The 17,184-nt window shown below is 68.6% G+C and carries 17 protein-coding genes; 7 read left to right on the top strand and 10 right to left on the bottom strand.

The window, feature by feature from the left end:
• The first annotated feature begins 36 nt into the window (after nucleotides 1–36).
• The 4 genes from rfbB (at nucleotide 37) to ASE16_RS04025 (ending at nucleotide 4,302) form a co-directional block, all read left to right on the top strand.
• Nucleotides 37–1,026 (top strand): dTDP-glucose 4,6-dehydratase, encoded by a 990-nt coding sequence (gene rfbB, locus ASE16_RS04040; protein ID WP_055890771.1) that lies wholly within the window; start codon nucleotides 37–39, stop codon nucleotides 1,024–1,026.
• Nucleotides 1,026–1,901, top strand: coding sequence for a dTDP-4-dehydrorhamnose reductase (rfbD, locus tag ASE16_RS04035; protein WP_055890768.1), 876 nt, complete (start codon nucleotides 1,026–1,028; stop codon nucleotides 1,899–1,901). Before rfbB ends, rfbD begins: the two co-directional genes overlap by 1 nt.
• Nucleotides 1,876–3,021 carry a glycosyltransferase family 4 protein gene (locus ASE16_RS04030; protein WP_055890763.1) on the top strand — a complete coding sequence of 382 codons (1,146 nt, stop codon included), beginning with the start codon at nucleotides 1,876–1,878 and terminating at the stop codon, nucleotides 3,019–3,021. Before rfbD ends, ASE16_RS04030 begins: the two co-directional genes overlap by 26 nt.
• 72 nt (nucleotides 3,022–3,093) lie before the next feature.
• The gene (locus ASE16_RS04025) at nucleotides 3,094–4,302 is read left to right on the top strand and encodes an acyltransferase family protein (protein ID WP_055890759.1); all 1,209 of its coding nucleotides are present in this window, start codon (nucleotides 3,094–3,096) and stop codon (nucleotides 4,300–4,302) included.
• Here ASE16_RS04025 and ASE16_RS04020 read toward each other — a convergent pair.
• From ASE16_RS04020 to ASE16_RS04005, 4 genes are all read right to left on the bottom strand, one after another.
• Nucleotides 4,279–5,562, bottom strand: coding sequence for an acyltransferase family protein (locus tag ASE16_RS04020; protein WP_235500336.1), 1,284 nt, complete (start codon nucleotides 5,560–5,562; stop codon nucleotides 4,279–4,281). The genes ASE16_RS04025 and ASE16_RS04020 overlap by 24 nt on opposite strands.
• 91 nt (nucleotides 5,563–5,653) lie before the next feature.
• The gene (locus tag ASE16_RS04015; protein ID WP_055890755.1) at nucleotides 5,654–7,012 is read right to left on the bottom strand and encodes an LCP family protein; all 1,359 of its coding nucleotides are present in this window, start codon (nucleotides 7,010–7,012) and stop codon (nucleotides 5,654–5,656) included.
• On the bottom strand, nucleotides 7,009–7,524 hold the full coding sequence (gene purE / locus ASE16_RS04010; protein WP_402854291.1) for a 5-(carboxyamino)imidazole ribonucleotide mutase: 516 nt from the start codon (nucleotides 7,522–7,524) through the stop codon (nucleotides 7,009–7,011). The genes ASE16_RS04015 and purE overlap by 4 nt, the downstream gene beginning before the upstream one ends.
• Before the next feature lie 48 nt (nucleotides 7,525–7,572).
• The gene (locus tag ASE16_RS04005) at nucleotides 7,573–8,712 is read right to left on the bottom strand and encodes a 5-(carboxyamino)imidazole ribonucleotide synthase (RefSeq protein ID WP_055890753.1); all 1,140 of its coding nucleotides are present in this window, start codon (nucleotides 8,710–8,712) and stop codon (nucleotides 7,573–7,575) included.
• A gap of 118 nt (nucleotides 8,713–8,830) precedes the next feature.
• On the opposite strand from ASE16_RS04005, the gene ASE16_RS04000 reads away from it, so the two are divergent.
• Entirely contained in the window at nucleotides 8,831–9,388 is a 558-nt protein-coding gene (locus ASE16_RS04000) for a GtrA family protein (protein ID WP_082581217.1), read from the top strand.
• Here the strand turns inward: ASE16_RS04000 and ASE16_RS03995 are convergent.
• Both ASE16_RS03995 and ASE16_RS03990 read right to left on the bottom strand, forming a co-directional pair.
• Complete coding sequence (locus ASE16_RS03995; protein ID WP_235500335.1) at nucleotides 9,350–9,904, bottom strand: PH domain-containing protein; 555 nt, start codon at nucleotides 9,902–9,904, stop codon at nucleotides 9,350–9,352. The genes ASE16_RS04000 and ASE16_RS03995 overlap by 39 nt on opposite strands.
• Before the next feature lie 6 nt (nucleotides 9,905–9,910).
• Complete coding sequence (locus tag ASE16_RS03990) at nucleotides 9,911–10,672, bottom strand: biotin--[acetyl-CoA-carboxylase] ligase (protein WP_055890750.1); 762 nt, start codon at nucleotides 10,670–10,672, stop codon at nucleotides 9,911–9,913.
• Nucleotides 10,673–10,748: 76 nt separating this feature from the next.
• On the opposite strand from ASE16_RS03990, the gene ASE16_RS03985 reads away from it, so the two are divergent.
• Both ASE16_RS03985 and ASE16_RS03980 read left to right on the top strand, forming a co-directional pair.
• A complete protein-coding gene (locus ASE16_RS03985; protein WP_402854281.1) occupies nucleotides 10,749–12,362 on the top strand; it encodes an acyl-CoA carboxylase subunit beta in 1,614 nt (537 codons plus the stop codon).
• Nucleotides 12,359–12,580 carry an acyl-CoA carboxylase epsilon subunit gene (locus tag ASE16_RS03980; protein WP_055890749.1) on the top strand — a complete coding sequence of 74 codons (222 nt, stop codon included), beginning with the start codon at nucleotides 12,359–12,361 and terminating at the stop codon, nucleotides 12,578–12,580. The genes ASE16_RS03985 and ASE16_RS03980 overlap by 4 nt, the downstream gene beginning before the upstream one ends.
• 372 nt (nucleotides 12,581–12,952) lie before the next feature.
• On the opposite strand, the gene ASE16_RS03975 is transcribed toward ASE16_RS03980, so the two are convergent.
• The 4 genes from ASE16_RS03975 to ASE16_RS03960 are packed head-to-tail and all read right to left on the bottom strand — an operon-like array spanning nucleotide 12,953 to nucleotide 17,172.
• Nucleotides 12,953–13,981 (bottom strand): hypothetical protein, encoded by a 1,029-nt coding sequence (locus ASE16_RS03975; protein ID WP_055890748.1) that lies wholly within the window; start codon nucleotides 13,979–13,981, stop codon nucleotides 12,953–12,955.
• Nucleotides 13,978–15,228: a sensor histidine kinase gene (locus ASE16_RS03970; protein ID WP_055890746.1), complete on the bottom strand. Its 1,251-nt coding sequence runs from the start codon at nucleotides 15,226–15,228 to the stop codon at nucleotides 13,978–13,980. Before ASE16_RS03970 ends, ASE16_RS03975 begins: the two co-directional genes overlap by 4 nt.
• Nucleotides 15,215–15,874 (bottom strand): response regulator transcription factor, encoded by a 660-nt coding sequence (locus ASE16_RS03965; protein WP_055890744.1) that lies wholly within the window; start codon nucleotides 15,872–15,874, stop codon nucleotides 15,215–15,217. The genes ASE16_RS03970 and ASE16_RS03965 overlap by 14 nt, the downstream gene beginning before the upstream one ends.
• A gap of 38 nt (nucleotides 15,875–15,912) precedes the next feature.
• A complete protein-coding gene (locus tag ASE16_RS03960) occupies nucleotides 15,913–17,172 on the bottom strand; it encodes a class I SAM-dependent RNA methyltransferase (RefSeq protein ID WP_055890743.1) in 1,260 nt (419 codons plus the stop codon).
• Nucleotides 17,173–17,184 lie beyond the last annotated feature (12 nt).

Below are 17,184 nucleotides of genomic sequence, written 5' to 3'. Positions count from 1 at the left end.
GGCAGTCCAGAATCCGTGAGGCAGGTCGTAACTTCCATGAAAATTCTCGTCACCGGCGGCGCCGGTTTCATCGGCTCCAACTTCGTCCGGCGCACGCTGCAGGACGCATACCCCGGGCTCGAAGGCGCTGAGGTCGTGGTGCTCGACGCACTGACGTACTCCGGCAACCTCGAGAACCTGGCGCCGGTCGCAGACTCTCCCCGCTACACCTTCATCAAGGGCGACATCCGCAACGGCGGCCTGCTCGACGAGCTGTTCCCGGACATCGACGCCGTGGTGCACTTCGCCGCGGAGTCGCACGTCGACCGCTCGGTGCGCGACGCATCCATCTTCGTCGAGACCAACGTGCTCGGAACCCAGCAGCTCCTCGACGCCGCGCTCCGCAACGACGTCAAGCGCTTCGTCCACGTCTCCACCGACGAGGTCTACGGCTCCATCGCCGATGGCTCGTGGGACGAGGAGCGCCCGCTCGAGCCGAACTCGCCGTACTCGGCGTCGAAGGCCGGCAGCGACCTGCTCGCCCGCAGCTACTACCGCACGCACGGACTCAACGTCTCGATCACGCGCTGCTCGAACAACTACGGGCCGTACCACTTCCCCGAGAAGGTCATCCCGCTGTTCGTCACCAACCTGATCGACGACAAGCACGTCCCGCTGTACGGCGAGGGCAACAACATCCGCGACTGGCTGCACGTCGACGACCACACGCGCGGCATCGCGATGGTGCTCGTGAACGGCCGCGCCGGCGAGATCTACAACATCGGCGGAGGGACAGAGCTCACCAACAAGGAGCTCACCCAGCTTCTGCTGGATGCGACCGGCAAGGACTGGTCGTACGTCGACCGCGTCGCCGACCGCCTCGGGCACGACCTGCGGTATTCGGTCGACATCTCCAAGATCCGCGCCGAGCTCGGCTACGAGCCGCAGGTACCGTTCCAGCAGGGTCTCGCCGACGTGGTGCAGTGGTACCGCGACAACCGCAGCTGGTGGGAGCCGCTCAAGGCCCGCGCCGCGCTGGACAACTGATGACGCGCTACCTCATCACGGGAGCAGCAGGCCAGCTCGGCCTCGACCTGCAGCTGGCTCTCGCCGACCGTGAGGTCACCGCGCTGCGTCGTGCCGACCTCGACGTGGCCGACCTGGATGCGGTGCTCGCCGCCGTCGCTGGCCACGACGTGGTCATCAACGCGGCCGCGTACACCAACGTGGACAACGCCGAGACGCACGAAGACGAGGCGTACGCGATCAACGCGACGGGCCCGCAGAACCTCGCCATCGCCGCGAAGCAGCACGGCGCCAAGCTCGTCACCGTCTCCACCGACTACGTGTTCGACGGCAACGGCACCGCGCCGTACGCCGAGGACGCCCAACGCGACCCGATCAACGCCTACGGCCGCACGAAGGCCGCAGGCGAGGAGCTGGCGCTCGCCGCGCATCCCGACGGGACGTACGTCGTTCGCACCGCCTGGCTCTACGGAGCAGGCGGAGCGAACTTCGCCAAGACGATGGTGAAACTAGCAGGCAGCCACGAGACCGTGAGCGTCGTGGAGGACCAGCTCGGCCAGCCGACGTGGACCGTCGACCTCGCGGCGCAGATCGTCGCGCTGCTCGACGCCGAAGCGCCTGCCGGCGTCTATCACGGCACGAACGCTGGCCAGACGAGCTGGTACGGATTCGCGAAGGCGGTGTTCAGCGAGGCCGGTTTGAACCCTGATAGGGTCACACCGACCGACAGCTCCGCGTTCGTCCGCCCCGCACCTCGGCCCTCGTACTCGGTGCTCGGTCACGAGGCGTGGCGCGCTGCCGGCCTCGAGCCCATGCGCGCATGGGATGAAGCACTGGCGGACGCAGCGCGACACGGAGTTCTGGAGCAGCATGACAACCCTGAGAGTGGTCGTTGATGAGCTCATCGGCGACGCTCCTGGCGGGGCGCGCAGATACACCGAGGAACTGACCAGGCAGCTCATCGCCACGGCGCCCTCCGGCTGCCAGGTGGAGGGCATCGTCCCGAACGTCCCCGACGAGGTCATCGACGACCTCCGGATGCGCCTGCCGGGCATCGCAGCGATCACGAAGCTGCCGATGGGCAGGCGCGAGCTCGTCATGGCGTGGCAGTCCGGCCTCAAGCTCGGTGGGGTGTCCGGAATGGTGCACGCGCCCAGCCTGCTGGCTCCCCTGCGCAAGCACGACAGGGTGAACGACGGCGACCAGATCGCCGTGACCATCCACGACGTGCTTCCGTGGCTGCATCCGGAGTCGCTCGGCTCCGCGAACGCCCTCTGGCACAAGGCTATGGCCAAGCGCGCGCGAAAGCACGCGGACGCCATCGTCGTCCCGACGCACGCCATCGCCGACCAGCTCGGCGAGTTCATCGACTTCGGCGACAGGGTGCGCGTCATCGGCGGCGCACCTGCCACGACCCTGCGGCTCCCCGCGGATGCGGACGAGCGCGCCGAGCGACTGGGCCTGCCGGAGCGGTACGCCCTCACCCTCGGCTCGATCATGCCGCGCAAGGGCATCGCGCCGCTCATCCGGGCGGTCGCCCTGCCGGATGCTCAGGACATCCCGCTCATCATCGCCGGGCCGGACAGGTTCGGCGACGGGTCGGCCACCGGCGTCGCCGCTGCTGCCGGGCTGCCGGAGGACAGGGTGCGCGCTCTCGGCCACCTCGACGACGCCGACCTCGCCGTCGCCCTCGACCGTGCGACGGTCTTCGTCTTCCCGAGCCTCGCGGAGGGCTTCGGCCTGCCGATCGTCGAGGCGTTCAAGTTCGGGCTGCCGGTCATCCACTCCGACGATCCGGCTCTCGTGGAGGTCGCCGCCGGCGCGGGTCTCGTGGTCGAGCGGCCGGAGACCCCTGACGACCCCGCATACTCCGAGCGGCTCGCCGGCGCCATCGGCCGGGTGCTGAACGACGACGAACTGCGCACGAGACTCGGCATCCTCGCCGCAGACCGCGCCCGCGCGTTCAGCTGGCGCGACTCCGCCGAGCGGGTCTGGCAGCTGCACGCCGACCTGTAGTCGGCGACCTGTCCTCGCCCACGGCGCGCTCCGAGAGCCCGCTCAGCCGCGGATTGCTATCCTGTCCCGGTCATGTCTTCCTCCCCCCGTCGCCTCACGTCCCTCGACGGTCTCCGCGGTGTCGCCGCGCTGATCGTGGTCGCGCACCACGTGAGCCTGCTGTACCAGCCGTTCGCGGCCACCTACATGGGAGGGGACCTTCCCGCGGAGGGCTCGCTCACCTGGTGGTTCAGCCACTCGCCGCTGAAGCTCCTGACGGCTGGGCCGGAGGCGGTCATCATCTTCTTCGTGCTCAGCGGGTTCGTGCTGAGTCTGCCCGTGCTCCGTCCGCGGGAGTTCGACTGGATGGCGTACTTCCCTCGACGCGTGGTGCGTATCGGGCTGCCCGTGCTCTGCTCTCTCGTGTTCGCGGCGGCGCTCGCGCTCCTCGTGCCGCAGATCCCGCGGTTCGGGACCAGCGCGTGGGTCGCCTCGACGAGCGTGCATCCCCTGAGCATCGAGCGGTTCCTCGTCAACATCGACCCCCTGATGACGGATGTGTCGCTCAACAACCCGCTGTGGTCCATCTTCTGGGAGATGGCGTTCTCGATGGCGCTGGCGCTGTTCGTCGGGCTCGCGGTGGCGCTCAAGCGGTTCTGGCCGCTCATCCTGGCGCTGGTCGTCGTCTCCACCTTCTTCGGAATCGACTCGCAAGCGCAGAGCTTCCGGTACCTGCCCGCGTTCTTCGTCGGCACCCTCGCGGCAGCGATGTTCCCCCGCATCCGCACGCTGGGCGAGACCATCTCGTCGTGGCGGATAGGGCATCTGGTCTGGGCGGTCGTCCTCGTGGCGGCGTCGATGCTGCTGATCGGCACCTGGCTGTTCCCGGCGCTGACCCCCATCCCCGCCATGTTCCTCGCGGGCTTCCAGCCCATCGCGGCGCTCATCATCCTGATCTGCTGCCTGGAATGGGGACCGCTGGCCTGGCTGCTGTCGGTCGGGCCGCTGCGCTGGGCCGGCACGGTCTCGTTCAGCCTTTACCTGGTGCACGTGCCGATCATCATCACGTTCTACTACCTCTTCCCGACGCTCTCACTCCCCGTCGTCGCTGTGCTCGCGGTGGCGACCGCCATCGCCGTGGCTGCCGGGTTCTACTGGCTGGTCGAGAAGCGATCGCACACCCTGTCGAAGCTCACCGGAGCAGTCGTCGCCCACGCCTTCGCCACCCGTGGCGGAGACGATGCGAAGGCCGCCCCTGCCCAGGCGGAGCCGCGCGAACTAGCGCCCGACCCGCGTGCCTGACTCCACTGCGGCCTTGCGGGCGGAGCCTGTCTCGGACGCCTTCTCCTGCGTCGACGCCTTCTCCTGCGTCGACGCCTTCTCCTGCGTCGACGCTTCCTCCGGCCCGAACCAGGCGCTGTAGCGTCCGGATGCCCAGGCGCCGACCGCGCGCGACCAGCCGTGGCTGCGCTTCTCGATCAGCCAGGTGAAGCCGACCGCCACCAGCATCGCAACGGGGATCGCGAACAGCAGCGGCACATACCAGGCCTGTCCGGCGAACAGGTACGTGCTGAAGATCAGGATCGGCACATGCACCAGGTACAGGCTGAACGAGATGGTCCCCGCGAACTGCAGAGCGCGGGACTCGAACAGGGCGCGCAACGGCTTCCAGCCTATTGCCGCCACCACGAGCCCGGCCGCGGCCAGCGGCATCAGGCCCTTGAGCACGGCGACGAACTCCGGCAGGTCGGCGACGCCAGGGCCGAAGAGCCACGGCGCGATCATCAGCGCACCGCTTCCGATCGTCATCCCGGCCCAGGCGAGGTGCCGGATGCGACGGGCGTTCATCCGCTCGGCGAAGATCCGCACCGAGTCCAGACGGACGGCGATGACCGCCCCGACGAAGAACGCAGGCAGGTAGGACAGCGCGCCGGCGTCCGTGCGGACGCCGAGCCAGGTCAGCAGCACGGCGGCGGCCAGGCCGCCCAGCCACCAGCGGCGCACCGCGATCGCGGCGATGGCGAAGACAGGGAGCGCGAGCGAGAAGATCAGCTCCCAGCGCAGCGACCAGAGCGGGTTGTTGATCTGGCCGTCTCCGCCGAGCAGATCCCACGCCTTGACGATGTACTCCCAGCTGAAGTTGGGCGTCGACGAGTCGCTGAGCCAGGTGCCCTTGGGCTGGGTGGTGATCTGCGGGATGGCGGCCACGAAACCTGCTGCAAGCAGCACGGAGGCCATCACCGGCACCATCAGCCGCACGGCGCGGCGGGGGAAGTATGCGATCCAGTCGAAGCCGCGCTTGCGGACCACCGGCAGGGTGACGACCAGACCGGAGAGGACGAAGAAGACGATCACGGACTCCCAGCCCGCCGTGAACAGCTTCAGCGGCGTGTAGCTGATCCACCACATCGGCGAGCCGGTCGGGGCCACTCCGGAGCCGGGGGTGCCAGGGAAGTTCGGGTTCGTGTACATGGCGTGATGCAGCAGCACGATCAGCGCCGCCGCCCCTCGAAGGCCGTCGAGGGAAGCCAGTCGTTCGCTCGTCTTTTTCGTCACATTCACACCAGTACTCGACATAGGCGTGACACGCTACCCGTTGCGCCTCTGGGGTTACTGTGACCTGTTTAGGGGTCGCCTGAGAGCGTGCGGGCTCCTATTTGCCAGACGGCGTCGGAGTGGTAGGGGCGAGAGCCTGCGTCACGAGACCGTGAATCTGCGCGTAGTCGGGGTGTTCAGGGTCGATCGTCGGGGGCACCAGCTCGAGCTGCTTCACCGGGAGGGACTTGGTCTTCATGCCGAGGTCGACGAAGTAGCCGAGCATCGACTGCGGGATGTCGGTCTTCATCACCTGGGCCCCCGCCGAGGCGATTTCCTGGAACTTGCTCACGACGTTGACGGGGTTCACCTGCTTGAGGATCGCATCCTGGAGCTGACGCTGCCTGGCCATGCGGTCGTAGTCGGTCGACCCGTGCCGCGCCCTGGCGTACCACTGGGCGTGATAGCCGTCCATGTGGTGCATCCCGGGCTCGATCCACTCCGCGACGCCGTTGAGGTTCTCGTCGCCGCCGATCGGGACGCGCTCCGTCACGTTGATGTCGACGCCGCCGAGCGCGTCGACCAGATCGGAGAAGCCCTGCATGTCGATCAGCACGTAGTACTGGATGGTCAGGCCGGTCGCGCCCTCCAGCGCATCCCGCATCGCCTCGATGCCCGGCTCACTGTGGTTCTTCTTCGCGTTCGGATACAGCTCCGGCTTGTAGAGCTCGACCTCCGTGTAGATCGAGTTGAGCTGGCAGACGTCAACGTCGCAGCGGTCCTCGTAGCCGTAGCCGTCTGGATAGATGGTGCGCAGCGGCGACTTCGCGGAGAACGGAACAGGGTCGAGGTCGCGCGGGAGACCGATCGTGACCGCCTGACCGGTGTTCGCGTCGATGCTGACCACGGACATGCTGTCCGGGCGCAGGCCGTCGCGATCAGGGCCGGCGTCGCCGCCGAGAAGCATGATGTTGTACCGGCCGTCGACGGGCGGCTGCGACGGGCCTGCCGAGAAGATGTTGCCGAGGGCGCCGCGCGCCGACCCTGCGACGACAGAGGCGTACCCCGCCGTGCAGGTGAGCCCGACCAGCACGATCACGGAGAACGCCGCGATCCAGCCGCGTGCGTTCGGCTTCGCCTTGACGAGCCGCACCAGGCGCAGCGTGTCCAGGGTGAGAACGATCCACAGCACCGCGTACGCGACCAGGAGGATCTGCAGCACCAGCAGGCCGCCGGTCTGTGTGAACAGCGTGTAGATCGACGATGGGGAGATCAGGTAGACGACGAGCGTGACGATCGCCAGCAGCCAGAGCAGCAGCGTGGCGACGATGCCGACACGGCCGAGCTTCTTGCTGCCGGCGACGATCTGGGCGGAGCCCGGCAGAAGCACGTTCAGGCCGACGAGCCACCACGCCCGCTTCGTCATGATCGGAGCGGACGACACATCCGGGTGTCGCAGTGGGGTCGCGATGCTCATAGCTTTGCTTGGAGGGCCCGGTTCTTCTCTTCGACGCTGGCCTCGAGGTCGGCGGCGAACGTCTCCAGGGCCGTCTGCAGCGCGCCGTCGGAGGTGGCGAGGATCTTCACGGCGAGGAGCCCGGCGTTCCGCGCTCCCCCGATCGAGACGGTCGCCACGGGGACGCCAGCGGGCATCTGCACGATCGAGAGCAGCGAGTCCAGGCCGTCGAGCCTGGCGAGCGGGACGGGGACGCCGACGACGGGCAACGTCGTGACCGCCGCGAGCATCCCCGGCAGGTGGGCGGCGCCACCAGCGCCGGCGATGATCACCTTCACGCCGCGGGAGGCGGCGCGCTTGCCGAAGTCGATCATCTTCTCCGGGGTGCGGTGTGCGGAGACGACCTCGACCTCGTGGTCGACGCCGAACTCGGCGAGCAGCCGTGACGCATCCTGCATCACCGACCAATCGGAGTCCGACCCCATCACCACGGAGACGAGCGGGCTGGTGGAGGCTGCGGGCATGACCACCATGCTAGATGCGCTCCGCCCGGCGACTGGGACGGCACGCCCCGCGCGGCGTCAGTCGGTGAAGAAGGCGGCTGCGGCCCGTGCCTGGTACACGACGTCGTCGAGGTCGTCTCCGCCGACGGTGACGTGGCCGACCTTGCGGCCGGGGCGCGGGTCTTTCCCGTAGCCGTGGAACTTGGCCTCGGGATGCGCGGCGAGCGCGGCAGGGTATCTGTCCTGCAGCGAGCCCTCAGCAGGGCCGCCCAGGATGTTGATCATCACCGACCAGTCGTCCCTCGTCGCCGTCGACCCGAGCGGAAGGTCGAGCACCGCGCGCAGGTGCTGCTCGAACTGGCTGGTCACCGCGCCCTCGATGGACCAGTGCCCGCTGTTGTGCGGGCGCATCGCGAGCTCGTTGACCAGGATGCGGCCGTCCGTCGTCTCGAACAGCTCCACGGCGAGCACGCCGGTCACGCCGAGCCCGTCTGCGATCGTCCTGGCGATGTCCGCTGCGAGCTCTGCCGCACGACCCGTGGAACCAGGAGCGGGCGCGATGACCTCGGCGCAGACGCCGTCGCGCTGCACGGTCTCCACCACCGGCCAGACGGCCATCTCGCCGAACGGCCTGCGGGCGACGAGCTGCGCCAGCTCCCTGCTGAACGAGACCAGCTCCTCGACGAGCAGCGCGCCTCCCCTGCCGTCCTCGGCGAGCGCGAGGAACCAGTCGTCCGCCCCTGCGGCCTCCGTGACGACGCGGACGCCCTTGCCGTCGTAGCCGCCGCGCGCCGTCTTGACCACAGCACGGCCGCCGTGGTCGTCGAGGAACGCGCCGAGCTCGTCGGCGGACTCGACAGCCGCCCAGTCCGGCACGGGAAGCCCGAGCTCGCTGAGCTTGGCGCGCATCTGCAGCTTGTCCTGCGCGTAGAGCAGGGCGTCCGGCCCAGGATGCACCTCGATGCCACGCGACACCAGCTCGCGGAGGATCGCAGGCGGGACGTGCTCGTGGTCGAAGGTGACCACATCCACGGTCTCGGCGAAGGCCAGGACGGTGTCGAGGTCGCGGTAGTCTCCGACGCCGGTCGCTGCGATCTCGGCGCTCATGCCCTCCGCCTCCTCGAGGACGCGGATGTCGATTCCGAGCTCGACAGCGGGCGGGACCATCATGCGAGCGAGCTGCCCTCCGCCGATCACGCCGACCGTGTTCTTGGCCATCGGATGTTCTCCTCGATACTCTTCAGGGTGGACGGGGGCAACTCTCAGATTGGGGATATCGTTCGCGCGTATGCTCGCGAGCGCCCTCATCTATCTTCGCGCACATCGGGTAGGACGTATGACGATCGAGAAACAGCCGGAAAGCCGGCAGTCGCGGCTCCTGCCGCAGCTGGCGAAATTCGGCGCCGTCGGCGCCGTCGGCGTTCTCGTCAACCTCGCGGTGTTCAACGCCTTGCTGCTCACGCCGATGTCCGCCTCGCACTGGGGCGCCCTGATCGCGACCGTGATCGCCAACGCCGTGGCCATCGCCACGAACTACGTCGGCAACCGGTACTGGGCGTTCGCGAAGGAGCGCAGAGCGAACGTCGCACGCGAGGGCGTCGAGTTCCTCATCGTGAGCATCTGCGGCCTCGTCATCCCCGTGCTCTGCGTCTACGTGTCGCGCTTCGTGCTCGGCTTCGACAGCCGCCTGTCCGACAACATCGCCAACAACGTGGTCGGCCTCGCGCTCGGCACGGTGTTCCGGTTCGCGTTCTACCGCTGGTGGGTGTTCTCCCCGCACCGCGGCGATCGCACCACCGCAGCGCGGGCGACGACGGAGTCCGTGCTCACGTCCGCATCCCTGCCGGCGGCGACGCTACCTGGAGCCCCAGACGGTGGTCTCGTCCGAGACTGACTCCGACTGCTGACGCCGCACGGCGACGACGGTCTGCGCGTGCTCCATCAGGTCGTTCAGCGCCCGCTGCACAGTGTCGGCCTTCGGGACGTCCTTGAGCACGACGGGGCGCTCCAGCCCGGAGTTGATGCGCACATCCCCCGACCGGAACGCACTCTGCAGCCAGTTTCGCTTGACGGTGACGTCGTAGCCGCGGCTGTGCAGCAGTTCCTGGCGCACCCGCACGAAGAACCCGTGACGCAGGATGATCCGCCTGGTCGTGATGGTGTACCTCCTGCTCAGCCACGAGGCGAGCGGAAGCAGGAACAGCAGCAGGATGACGGCGGCCGCGGCCGACCACAGCAGGACGATCTCCCACACCTCGTCGAACCGCCCCGCGAAGTAGCCGAGGGCGCCGCACGCGGCGATCAGGACGATGCTCGGCCAGAACATGGCTCTCGCGTTGGAGCGCAGACGCGCCACGATGCGCTCGGGAGGCGCGGCCTGCGCTCCTGAATCGTTGGGCGTGTTGCTCATGGTCAATTAATACCTCAGGTGCGTGACGTCGCCCGCCGCGACAGCCGTGATCCCGGCATCCGACTCGACGAGCAGGCGTCCGTCCTCGTCGATGCCGATGGCCGTTCCGAGCAGGTCGTCCCCCGCTGGCAGCAGCACGCGGACGCTCCGGCCGATGGTGTGGCAGGCCTCAGCCACCTCGTCGCGGATGGCGCTCGTCACGGGATCGCCCCCTGCTGTCTGGAACTCGCGGTAGAGGGTGGTGAGATGGGTGAGGTAGGAGGAGAGCACCGCATCCACATCGATGTCCTGTGCTCCGGCCACCAGCAGCGAGGTGGAGGTCTCCGTCGGCAGCTCATCGCGCGTCTGGGTCAGGTTGACACCGGAGCCGATGACCAGACCGGAGAGATCGGGCAGGAGCTCGGTGAGGATACCGCAGACCTTGTCCCCGTCGATCAGCACGTCGTTCGGCCACTTGACCTCGACCTCGCCCGGCACCAGCGGGTTCAGCGCTCTGCTCATCGCGAGCCCGGCGATCAGCGGAAACCAGCCGTACGACGGGACGGGCAGGCCGGAGGGCTTGACCAGCACCGAGACCGCGATGGCCGTGCCGGGAGGCGACACCCACACCCGGCCGAGGCGCCCCCGGCCTCCCGTCTGGTTGTCGGTGACGACGACCGCGAGGTCCGGCAGCTCTGCCGCGCGAGCGACGACGACGTCGTTGGTCGATCCCGCCTCGGCGAGGAAGTCGATCACGGGGACGATTGCGCGACTGCGGCGGAGCTCCATTGCTCCAGTCTGCCAGCGACGGGTGAGGAATTTGTAGGGATTCCTCAACGGCACCGGCTAACTGCTGGCAGGTAGAGTGAACGGCGTGACCGACACAGAACCTGGACAGACTGCCGATCTCCACACCACAGCAGGCAAGCTCGCCGACCTCAAGGAGCGCTTCCACGAGGCCGTGACGGCGAGCGGCCAGTCGGCCATCGAGAAGCAGCACGCCAAAGGCAAGCTCACAGCGCGCGAGCGCATCGACCTGCTGCTCGACCAGGGCTCGTTCGTGGAGTTCGACGAGTTCGTCCGCCACCGCACGCACGCCTTCGGCATGGAGAACAAGCGGCCGTACGGCGACGCGGTCGTCACCGGCGTCGGCACGATCCACGGGCGCAACGTCGCCGTGTTCAGCCAGGACTTCACCATCTTCGGCGGCTCGCTCGGCGAGGTCGCGGGCGAGAAGATCATCAAGGTGATGGATCACGCGCTCAAGACCGGCGTTCCGATGATCGGCATCCTCGACTCCGGCGGCGCGCGCATCCAGGAGGGTGTCGTCGCGCTCGGCAAGTACGGCGAGATCTTCCGCCGCAACACGGCCGCGTCCGGTGTCATCCCGCAGATCTCGATCGTCATGGGGCCGGCAGCAGGCGGCGCCGTGTACTCCCCGGCGCTGACCGACTTCGTCATCATGGTCGACAAGTCGAGCCACATGTTCGTGACGGGCCCAGACGTGATCAAGACGGTCACCGGTGAGGACGTCGGCTTCGAGGAGCTCGGCGGCGCGCTCACCCACAACAAGATCTCCGGCGTCTCGCACTACCTGGCGAGCGACGAAGAGGATGCCCTCGACTACGCACGCACCCTGCTCAGCTACCTGCCGCAGAACAACCTGGCGGAGCTGCCGGTGTTCGGTGCGGAGCCGGAGCTGGAGCTGACGGACGCCGACCGCAAGCTCAACACGATCATCCCCGACTCGCCCAACCAGCCGTACGACGTGAAGTCGATCATCGAGGGCGTCGTCGACGACGGTGAGTTCCTCGAGATCCAGCCACTGTTCGCCCCGAACATCGTCATCGGCTTCGCCAGGGTCGAGGGCCGCTCCGTCGGCATCGTGGCCAACCAGCCGAGTGCCATGGCGGGAACCCTCAACATCGACGCCGGCGAGAAGGCGTCCAGGTTCGTGCGCTTCTGCGACGCGTTCAGCATCCCGATCCTCACGCTGGTGGATGTGCCCGGTTACCTTCCGGGCACCGACCAGGAGTGGACCGGCGTGATCCGCCGCGGTGCCAAGCTGCTCTACGCGTACGCGGAGGCCACCGTTCCGCTGGTGACGATCATCACCCGCAAGGCGTACGGCGGCGCATACATCGTCATGGGCTCCAAGCAGCTCGGGGCGGACATCAACCTGGCATGGCCGACAGCCGAGATCGCCGTCATGGGCGGGCAGGGCGCCGTGAACATCCTGTACCGCGGCGAGATCAAGCGCGCGGAGGAGGCCGGCGAGGACGTCGCCGCCGTCCGCACGAAGCTCGCCAACGAGTACACATACAACGTCGCCAGCCCGTTCCTCGCCGCGGAGCGCGGGGAGCTCGACGGCGTGATCGAGCCCGCCGCGACGCGTGTGTCCGTGATCAAAGCACTGAGGGCGCTGCGCACCAAGCGCGCGTCGATGCCGCCGAAGAAGCACGGGAACATCCCGCTGTGAGTTCTGACGCCGAGAACATCCGGATCGTCACGCGCGGCGTGACGCCGGAGGAGGTCGCCGCGGTGACCGCCGTGCTGACGGCCGCCATGGCCGAGGCAGAAGCTGCCGCACGGGATGCGCGCCCCGAGACCGGCCCTGACGCCTGGGCACGGAGCCAGCGCTCCCTGCGCACACCGCTCACTCCCGGGGTCGGAGCATGGCGCTCGTTCACCGGCTGACCGGCTGTACCCCACGATCAGCGGCCCCCGAGTGCGGGACAAGCCGCTTTTCGCGGGGGCGGAGGGCCGCGTGGGGCGGATTGTCCCCCATGTCCTCCAAAATGACGACTTTTTATCTCTTGGGATCATCGGCACTATAGACAGTGCTAGGTGTCTCTCCTCGTGAGTCACACCGCCAATCACTCGCCGACTAGGGTAAGCGGGCGAGTGTTTTGGGGGCGAGTCAGGGCGATATTCGGGTTGTCGCCCTGACTCGGGGTTTGAAAAGGGGCCGACAATTCGGGTGTCGGCCCCTTTCTCCTTTTCTGTTGCAGATACGCAGCCTGCCGCGGATACGCGGTGTAGGTCAGTTGGTGCGGTCGAACGAGTGCGTTACGCCTCGTGGATCGGGCGCGGGATCTCCAGCCAGAGGTCGACCTCGTCGTCCTCGGTGTCCGCGCCCAGCGCGTTGGCGTTTCCGTCGTCGGACATGCGCAGCCCCACGACCGTCACCGCCGTCTTCGAGGAACGCGGCACCGTGCGCACGATGAGCTTGTCCGTCGTGGTGCCGCGGATCGCGTCCGCCAAGCGGCGCAACACGCCGTCCAGGGCGCGCTGGTCGAGGTCGTCGATGCCGCCCTCGTCGAGGAGGCTGACGACGACGCCCCGGCGACGCGCATCCATCACCTGGCGGCGCACGTCGTCGTTGAGCAGGCGGCGGCCGCGGATCTCGTCGCGGATGGCCCCCTCGAGATAGCGGCACTCCCGCCGCTCCGCCTCTGTCAGATCGCCGCCGCGGCGCACGATCTCCGCGAGCATCGGAGCTGCCACCCGGTAGGTCTGCCTGAGGCGCAGCTGACGCTCCATGACATGCGCCTCCTGAGCGGCCTGCCACTCGGTGGCCTCACGTTCCGCTCTGGCGAACTGCAACGCGTCCCTTCCGGCCTTCGCGAGCGAGCCGGAGATGACCACCGCGACGCCCACCCACACCACGGAGCCGATCACGCCGAGCCCGGCGAGCGCGGGAACCCCTGCCCAGACGATGGTCTGCACGGCCAGGTAGCCGACACCCACCCAGGCCGCGAACTGCTGCCGGCGCACGGCGACGATCGTCATCAGCGTTCCGACGGCCGCGACGTACCAGGTGGCGTACCCGTTGTCCTTCGCCGGATCGAGCTGGCTGGTGACCAGGATCGGGATGGCGACGCAGACAGCAAGGTCGAACGCGGCGAGCCAGAGCGGCATCTTGGTCGGGCTGGTCGGCCACAGGCTGATCACCGTGGCGACCGCATACAGGATCATCGCGGCGATCGGCGGCCCGGGGTTCACCGGCGTCGACAGCGACGACAGCGCGAGGAACAGGTGGTAAGCGGAGAACAGCGCTCCGAGGCCGAGGAAGAGGAACCGGGGCAGGGTGATCACGACCGCACCTCCGCGTCACTCTCAGACGACGGCCAGAGAATGGTCACCGTCGTGCCCTCGCCGGGCGCGGACTCGATCCTGGCGTGACCGCCCACCTTCGACAACCGCTCCCGGATGCTCACCCGCAACCCGAGCCGCTCCGCAGGCACATCCGCTGCCGAGAATCCGCGACCCGTGTCCGCCACGACGATGTGCACCGTCGCCTGCGGGCTTCCGCCGCGGATCGAGAGCGTGCGGCGCACATCCTTGTTGCCCGCGTGCTGCATGCTGTTCACCATCGCCTGCACGGTCGCGGAGTAGACGGCCTCGGCGACGTTCACGGGCAGAACGTGCACCTCGACGTCCCGCACATCCAGCTCGAACGGGGACGAGAACGCGTTGGCCGCGGTGAAGATCCGCTCACTCAGCCGGTCGAGCCCCACCAGCGACTGGTCCTCCGGGCTCGACGCCTCCGCTGCGTGCAGGTGGCCGATCGCATCGGACGCCATGCGCGCCGCGAGCTCCTTGGCCTCCGGCGTGCGGGCGCTGGCCGCGGACAGCAGGGTGGTCAGCACGCTGTCGTGCACGATCGCATCCACCTGGACGCGCTCCACCTCCGTCGCGTGCTGACGCACGGCGTTTGCGTACTTGGCGAGCGCCTGGCTCTGCGCGGTGTCGACGGTGGATGCGGCCTGCCGCAGCATCGCGATGATCACCAGGATCACCCCGCCGAGGATGATCGCGTACAGCGCGTCGAGGCCGGCCAGCTCGGCGCCGACGCCGCCGCCGGCGGGAAGCGCCCTGACCACGCCGTACGCGATCGGGGTGATGAACGTGTACGCGGTCGCCAGCCAGAGCGGCAGGGCGACGGCCGCGAACGCGGTGAACACGGAGCAGAGGAACCACACCCACGGTTTGTCTGCCGCGAACGAGTGCGAGTCGAGCGCGATCAGCGGCCAGGTGACGATGGCGGCGAAGTAGATGACGGACAAGGTGGCCATCGCGGCCTTCACGAACCGCTGCACGATCGCGAGCAGGACGATGGCGGCCAGACCGCCGAACACCACGACGATCTCGATCAGGCCCCACGGTGAGCGGAGCCCAGGAAGCTGACCGAGAGCGGTCGGGATCGTCTGCAGGCCGAACACCAGGCCGAAGGCCGAAACGCTCCGACCCGCGATGCGCTCGAACCGCTCGCGGCTGATCGGGTTGCGCGGTTGGGACGCCTCGGGAGGGGCGGTCCGCGGTGGCGCGCTAGTTGCGCTCATTGCCCGTGTCGGGGTCGAGCCCGGGCAGGATTCCGTCTTCGACGGCACGGCGGAGCAGGTCGACCTTGGTCGGGGCGGGGCGGCCGACCTCGACGTACTTCACCCGGATGCGGTCGAGATATTCGCGGGCGGTCGAGTTGGCGATGCCGAGCTGGGCGGCGACCGCCTTGAGCGGCAGGCCGGAGGCGTACAGGTGCAGCACATCCCGTTCGCGGCGTCCGAGCTGGGCTTTGGCGAAGTCGCTGTCAGCGTCGATCGCCGTCGCCCACTCGAGGTTGTTGAGCACGTCGCCGCTCGCCACCGTCTTGATCGCGTTCATGACCGTTGTGGTCGGCGACGACTTGGGGATGACGCCCGCCGCGCCCGCGGCGAGCGCCTCGCGGACGCTGGCGACCCTGTCGGCGATGCTGTGCACGAGCACGGCGGCGCCGGTCGCCTGGGCGCGCTTGACGTTGTCCGTGACCTTCGAGCCGTCTCCGAGGGAGAGGTCGAGGACGACGACGTCGCACTCCTGCGCGCCGAGCAGCGTGACGAACTCGTCGACGGTGGGCGCGGTGACGAGCACCTCGTAGCCCGCGTCCTGACAGGCCGCTTTCAGCCCAAGACGCACGGACTCGTGATCATCGACGATTGCCACCCGCACCATGCTGACCATCGTAGTGGGGCGACGCGACGCTGACGTGCTCACGGCGCCAGCGTGGCGACTGCCTCGACGTGGTGGGTGTTTGGGAACAGGTCGAAGGCGCGCAGCGTGCGCAGCGGATAGCCCCGCTCGGCGAAGAGGGCGACGTCGCGGGCGAGTGCCACGGGATCGCAGGCGACGTAGACGATCTGCGCGGGTGCGAGCGACGCGATGGCGTCGACGACGGCGCGACCCGCCCCGGAGCGCGGAGGGTCGAGGACGACGGTCGCGGCACGCAGTCTGGCCCGCTCGACGGCGGACGCCTCCCCAGCGAGTTGCTGGACGAACCGCTCGACTCTGTCGGTGACGGTGGCTGCGCCGAGCCAGTCGGCCAGGTTCTCCGCCGCATTGTCCGTTGCAGCCTCGTCGCTCTCCACCGAGGTGATGCGCAGCGTCGACCCGAAGCGGTCGCCGAGCGCCGCGGCTAGGAGTCCGACGCCGCCGTAGAGGTCGAGGTTCGCCGCGCGCGGGTCGAACAGGGCCTCATCCACCGCGGACTGGACGGCCTCGGTGAGCGTGGCCGCTGCTGCACGGTGCACCTGCCAGAAGCCGCGTGCGTCCAACTGGAACTCGCGGTCGCCGACGATCTCGCGGATCGGCACAGGCCGCTGCCGCGGTCGGACGAGCTTCCTGCCGCGCTTGACGGGGGCTTCGTTCACGAGGAGGTGCGCTGCACCCGTGGCCGTTGCGACCACGTCGACGGACTCTGCGCCGGGGAAGGTCTGTCCGAACGGCGCCGTCTCGTCGACGAGCTCCGTCGCGAGCGGCAGGTTCGTCACGGGGACGACGGTGTGCGAGCGTGCGGCGTACGGGCCGACCGCTCCCGACCTGTCGACCTGCAGCCGAACGCGTGTGCGCCATCCCGTGCCGTCTGCGGTCTCGCCGGCGACGGGCTCGACCTGTACATCAGTGTCCAGTTTCGCCATGCGCTGCATCGCGTCCGCGATCACCTGACGCTTGAGCTCGCGCTGGTGGGAGAGGCGGATGTGGCCGAACTCGGCGCCGCCAGCCCTGGTGCCAGGGTCCCGGTGGATGGACGCCGCCTCCCAGACGTGCTCCTGCCGCTCCGGAGCGGCTTCGAGCACCTCCAGGGTCTCCGCGCGCCAGAAGCTGTCGTGCTTCTGATCGGTGATCCTGGCCCGGATGCGCTCTCCCGGCAGGGTGTCGGGCACGAAGACGACGCGGCCTTCGTGGCGTGCGACGAAGACGCCGCCGTGGGCGACGTTGGTAATGTCGAGGTCGACCTCATCGAACTGGGGCATCCGTCGAGCATC

Origin of the sequence: Leifsonia sp. Root227 (assembly GCF_001428745.1) — a bacterium.
Classification (GTDB): Bacteria; Actinomycetota; Actinomycetes; order Actinomycetales; family Microbacteriaceae; genus Leifsonia.
Note: the sequence above shows the minus strand (reverse complement) of the source record. Positions and strands in the feature narration are given on the sequence as shown.

What these genes read in the sequence shown, in the direction of transcription:
- rfbB (WP_055890771.1), top strand. Translation starts at nt 37, where the DNA reads ATGAAAATTCTCGTCACCGGCGGCGCCGGTTTCATCGGCTCCAACTTC.
- rfbD (WP_055890768.1), top strand. Translation starts at nt 1,026, where the DNA reads ATGACGCGCTACCTCATCACGGGAGCAGCAGGCCAGCTCGGCCTCGAC.
- ASE16_RS04030 (WP_055890763.1), top strand. Translation starts at nt 1,876, where the DNA reads ATGACAACCCTGAGAGTGGTCGTTGATGAGCTCATCGGCGACGCTCCT.
- ASE16_RS04025 (WP_055890759.1), top strand. Translation starts at nt 3,094, where the DNA reads ATGTCTTCCTCCCCCCGTCGCCTCACGTCCCTCGACGGTCTCCGCGGT.
- ASE16_RS04015 (WP_055890755.1), bottom strand. Translation starts at nt 7,012, where the DNA reads ATGAGCATCGCGACCCCACTGCGACACCCGGATGTGTCGTCCGCTCCG.
- purE (WP_402854291.1), bottom strand. Translation starts at nt 7,524, where the DNA reads ATGGTGGTCATGCCCGCAGCCTCCACCAGCCCGCTCGTCTCCGTGGTG.
- ASE16_RS04005 (WP_055890753.1), bottom strand. Translation starts at nt 8,712, where the DNA reads ATGGCCAAGAACACGGTCGGCGTGATCGGCGGAGGGCAGCTCGCTCGC.
- ASE16_RS04000 (WP_082581217.1), top strand. Translation starts at nt 8,831, where the DNA reads ATGACGATCGAGAAACAGCCGGAAAGCCGGCAGTCGCGGCTCCTGCCG.
- ASE16_RS03995 (WP_235500335.1), bottom strand. Translation starts at nt 9,904, where the DNA reads ATGAGCAACACGCCCAACGATTCAGGAGCGCAGGCCGCGCCTCCCGAG.
- ASE16_RS03990 (WP_055890750.1), bottom strand. Translation starts at nt 10,672, where the DNA reads ATGGAGCTCCGCCGCAGTCGCGCAATCGTCCCCGTGATCGACTTCCTC.
- ASE16_RS03970 (WP_055890746.1), bottom strand. Translation starts at nt 15,228, where the DNA reads ATGAGCGCAACTAGCGCGCCACCGCGGACCGCCCCTCCCGAGGCGTCC.
- ASE16_RS03965 (WP_055890744.1), bottom strand. Translation starts at nt 15,874, where the DNA reads ATGGTGCGGGTGGCAATCGTCGATGATCACGAGTCCGTGCGTCTTGGG.
- ASE16_RS03960 (WP_055890743.1), bottom strand. Translation starts at nt 17,172, where the DNA reads ATGCCCCAGTTCGATGAGGTCGACCTCGACATTACCAACGTCGCCCAC.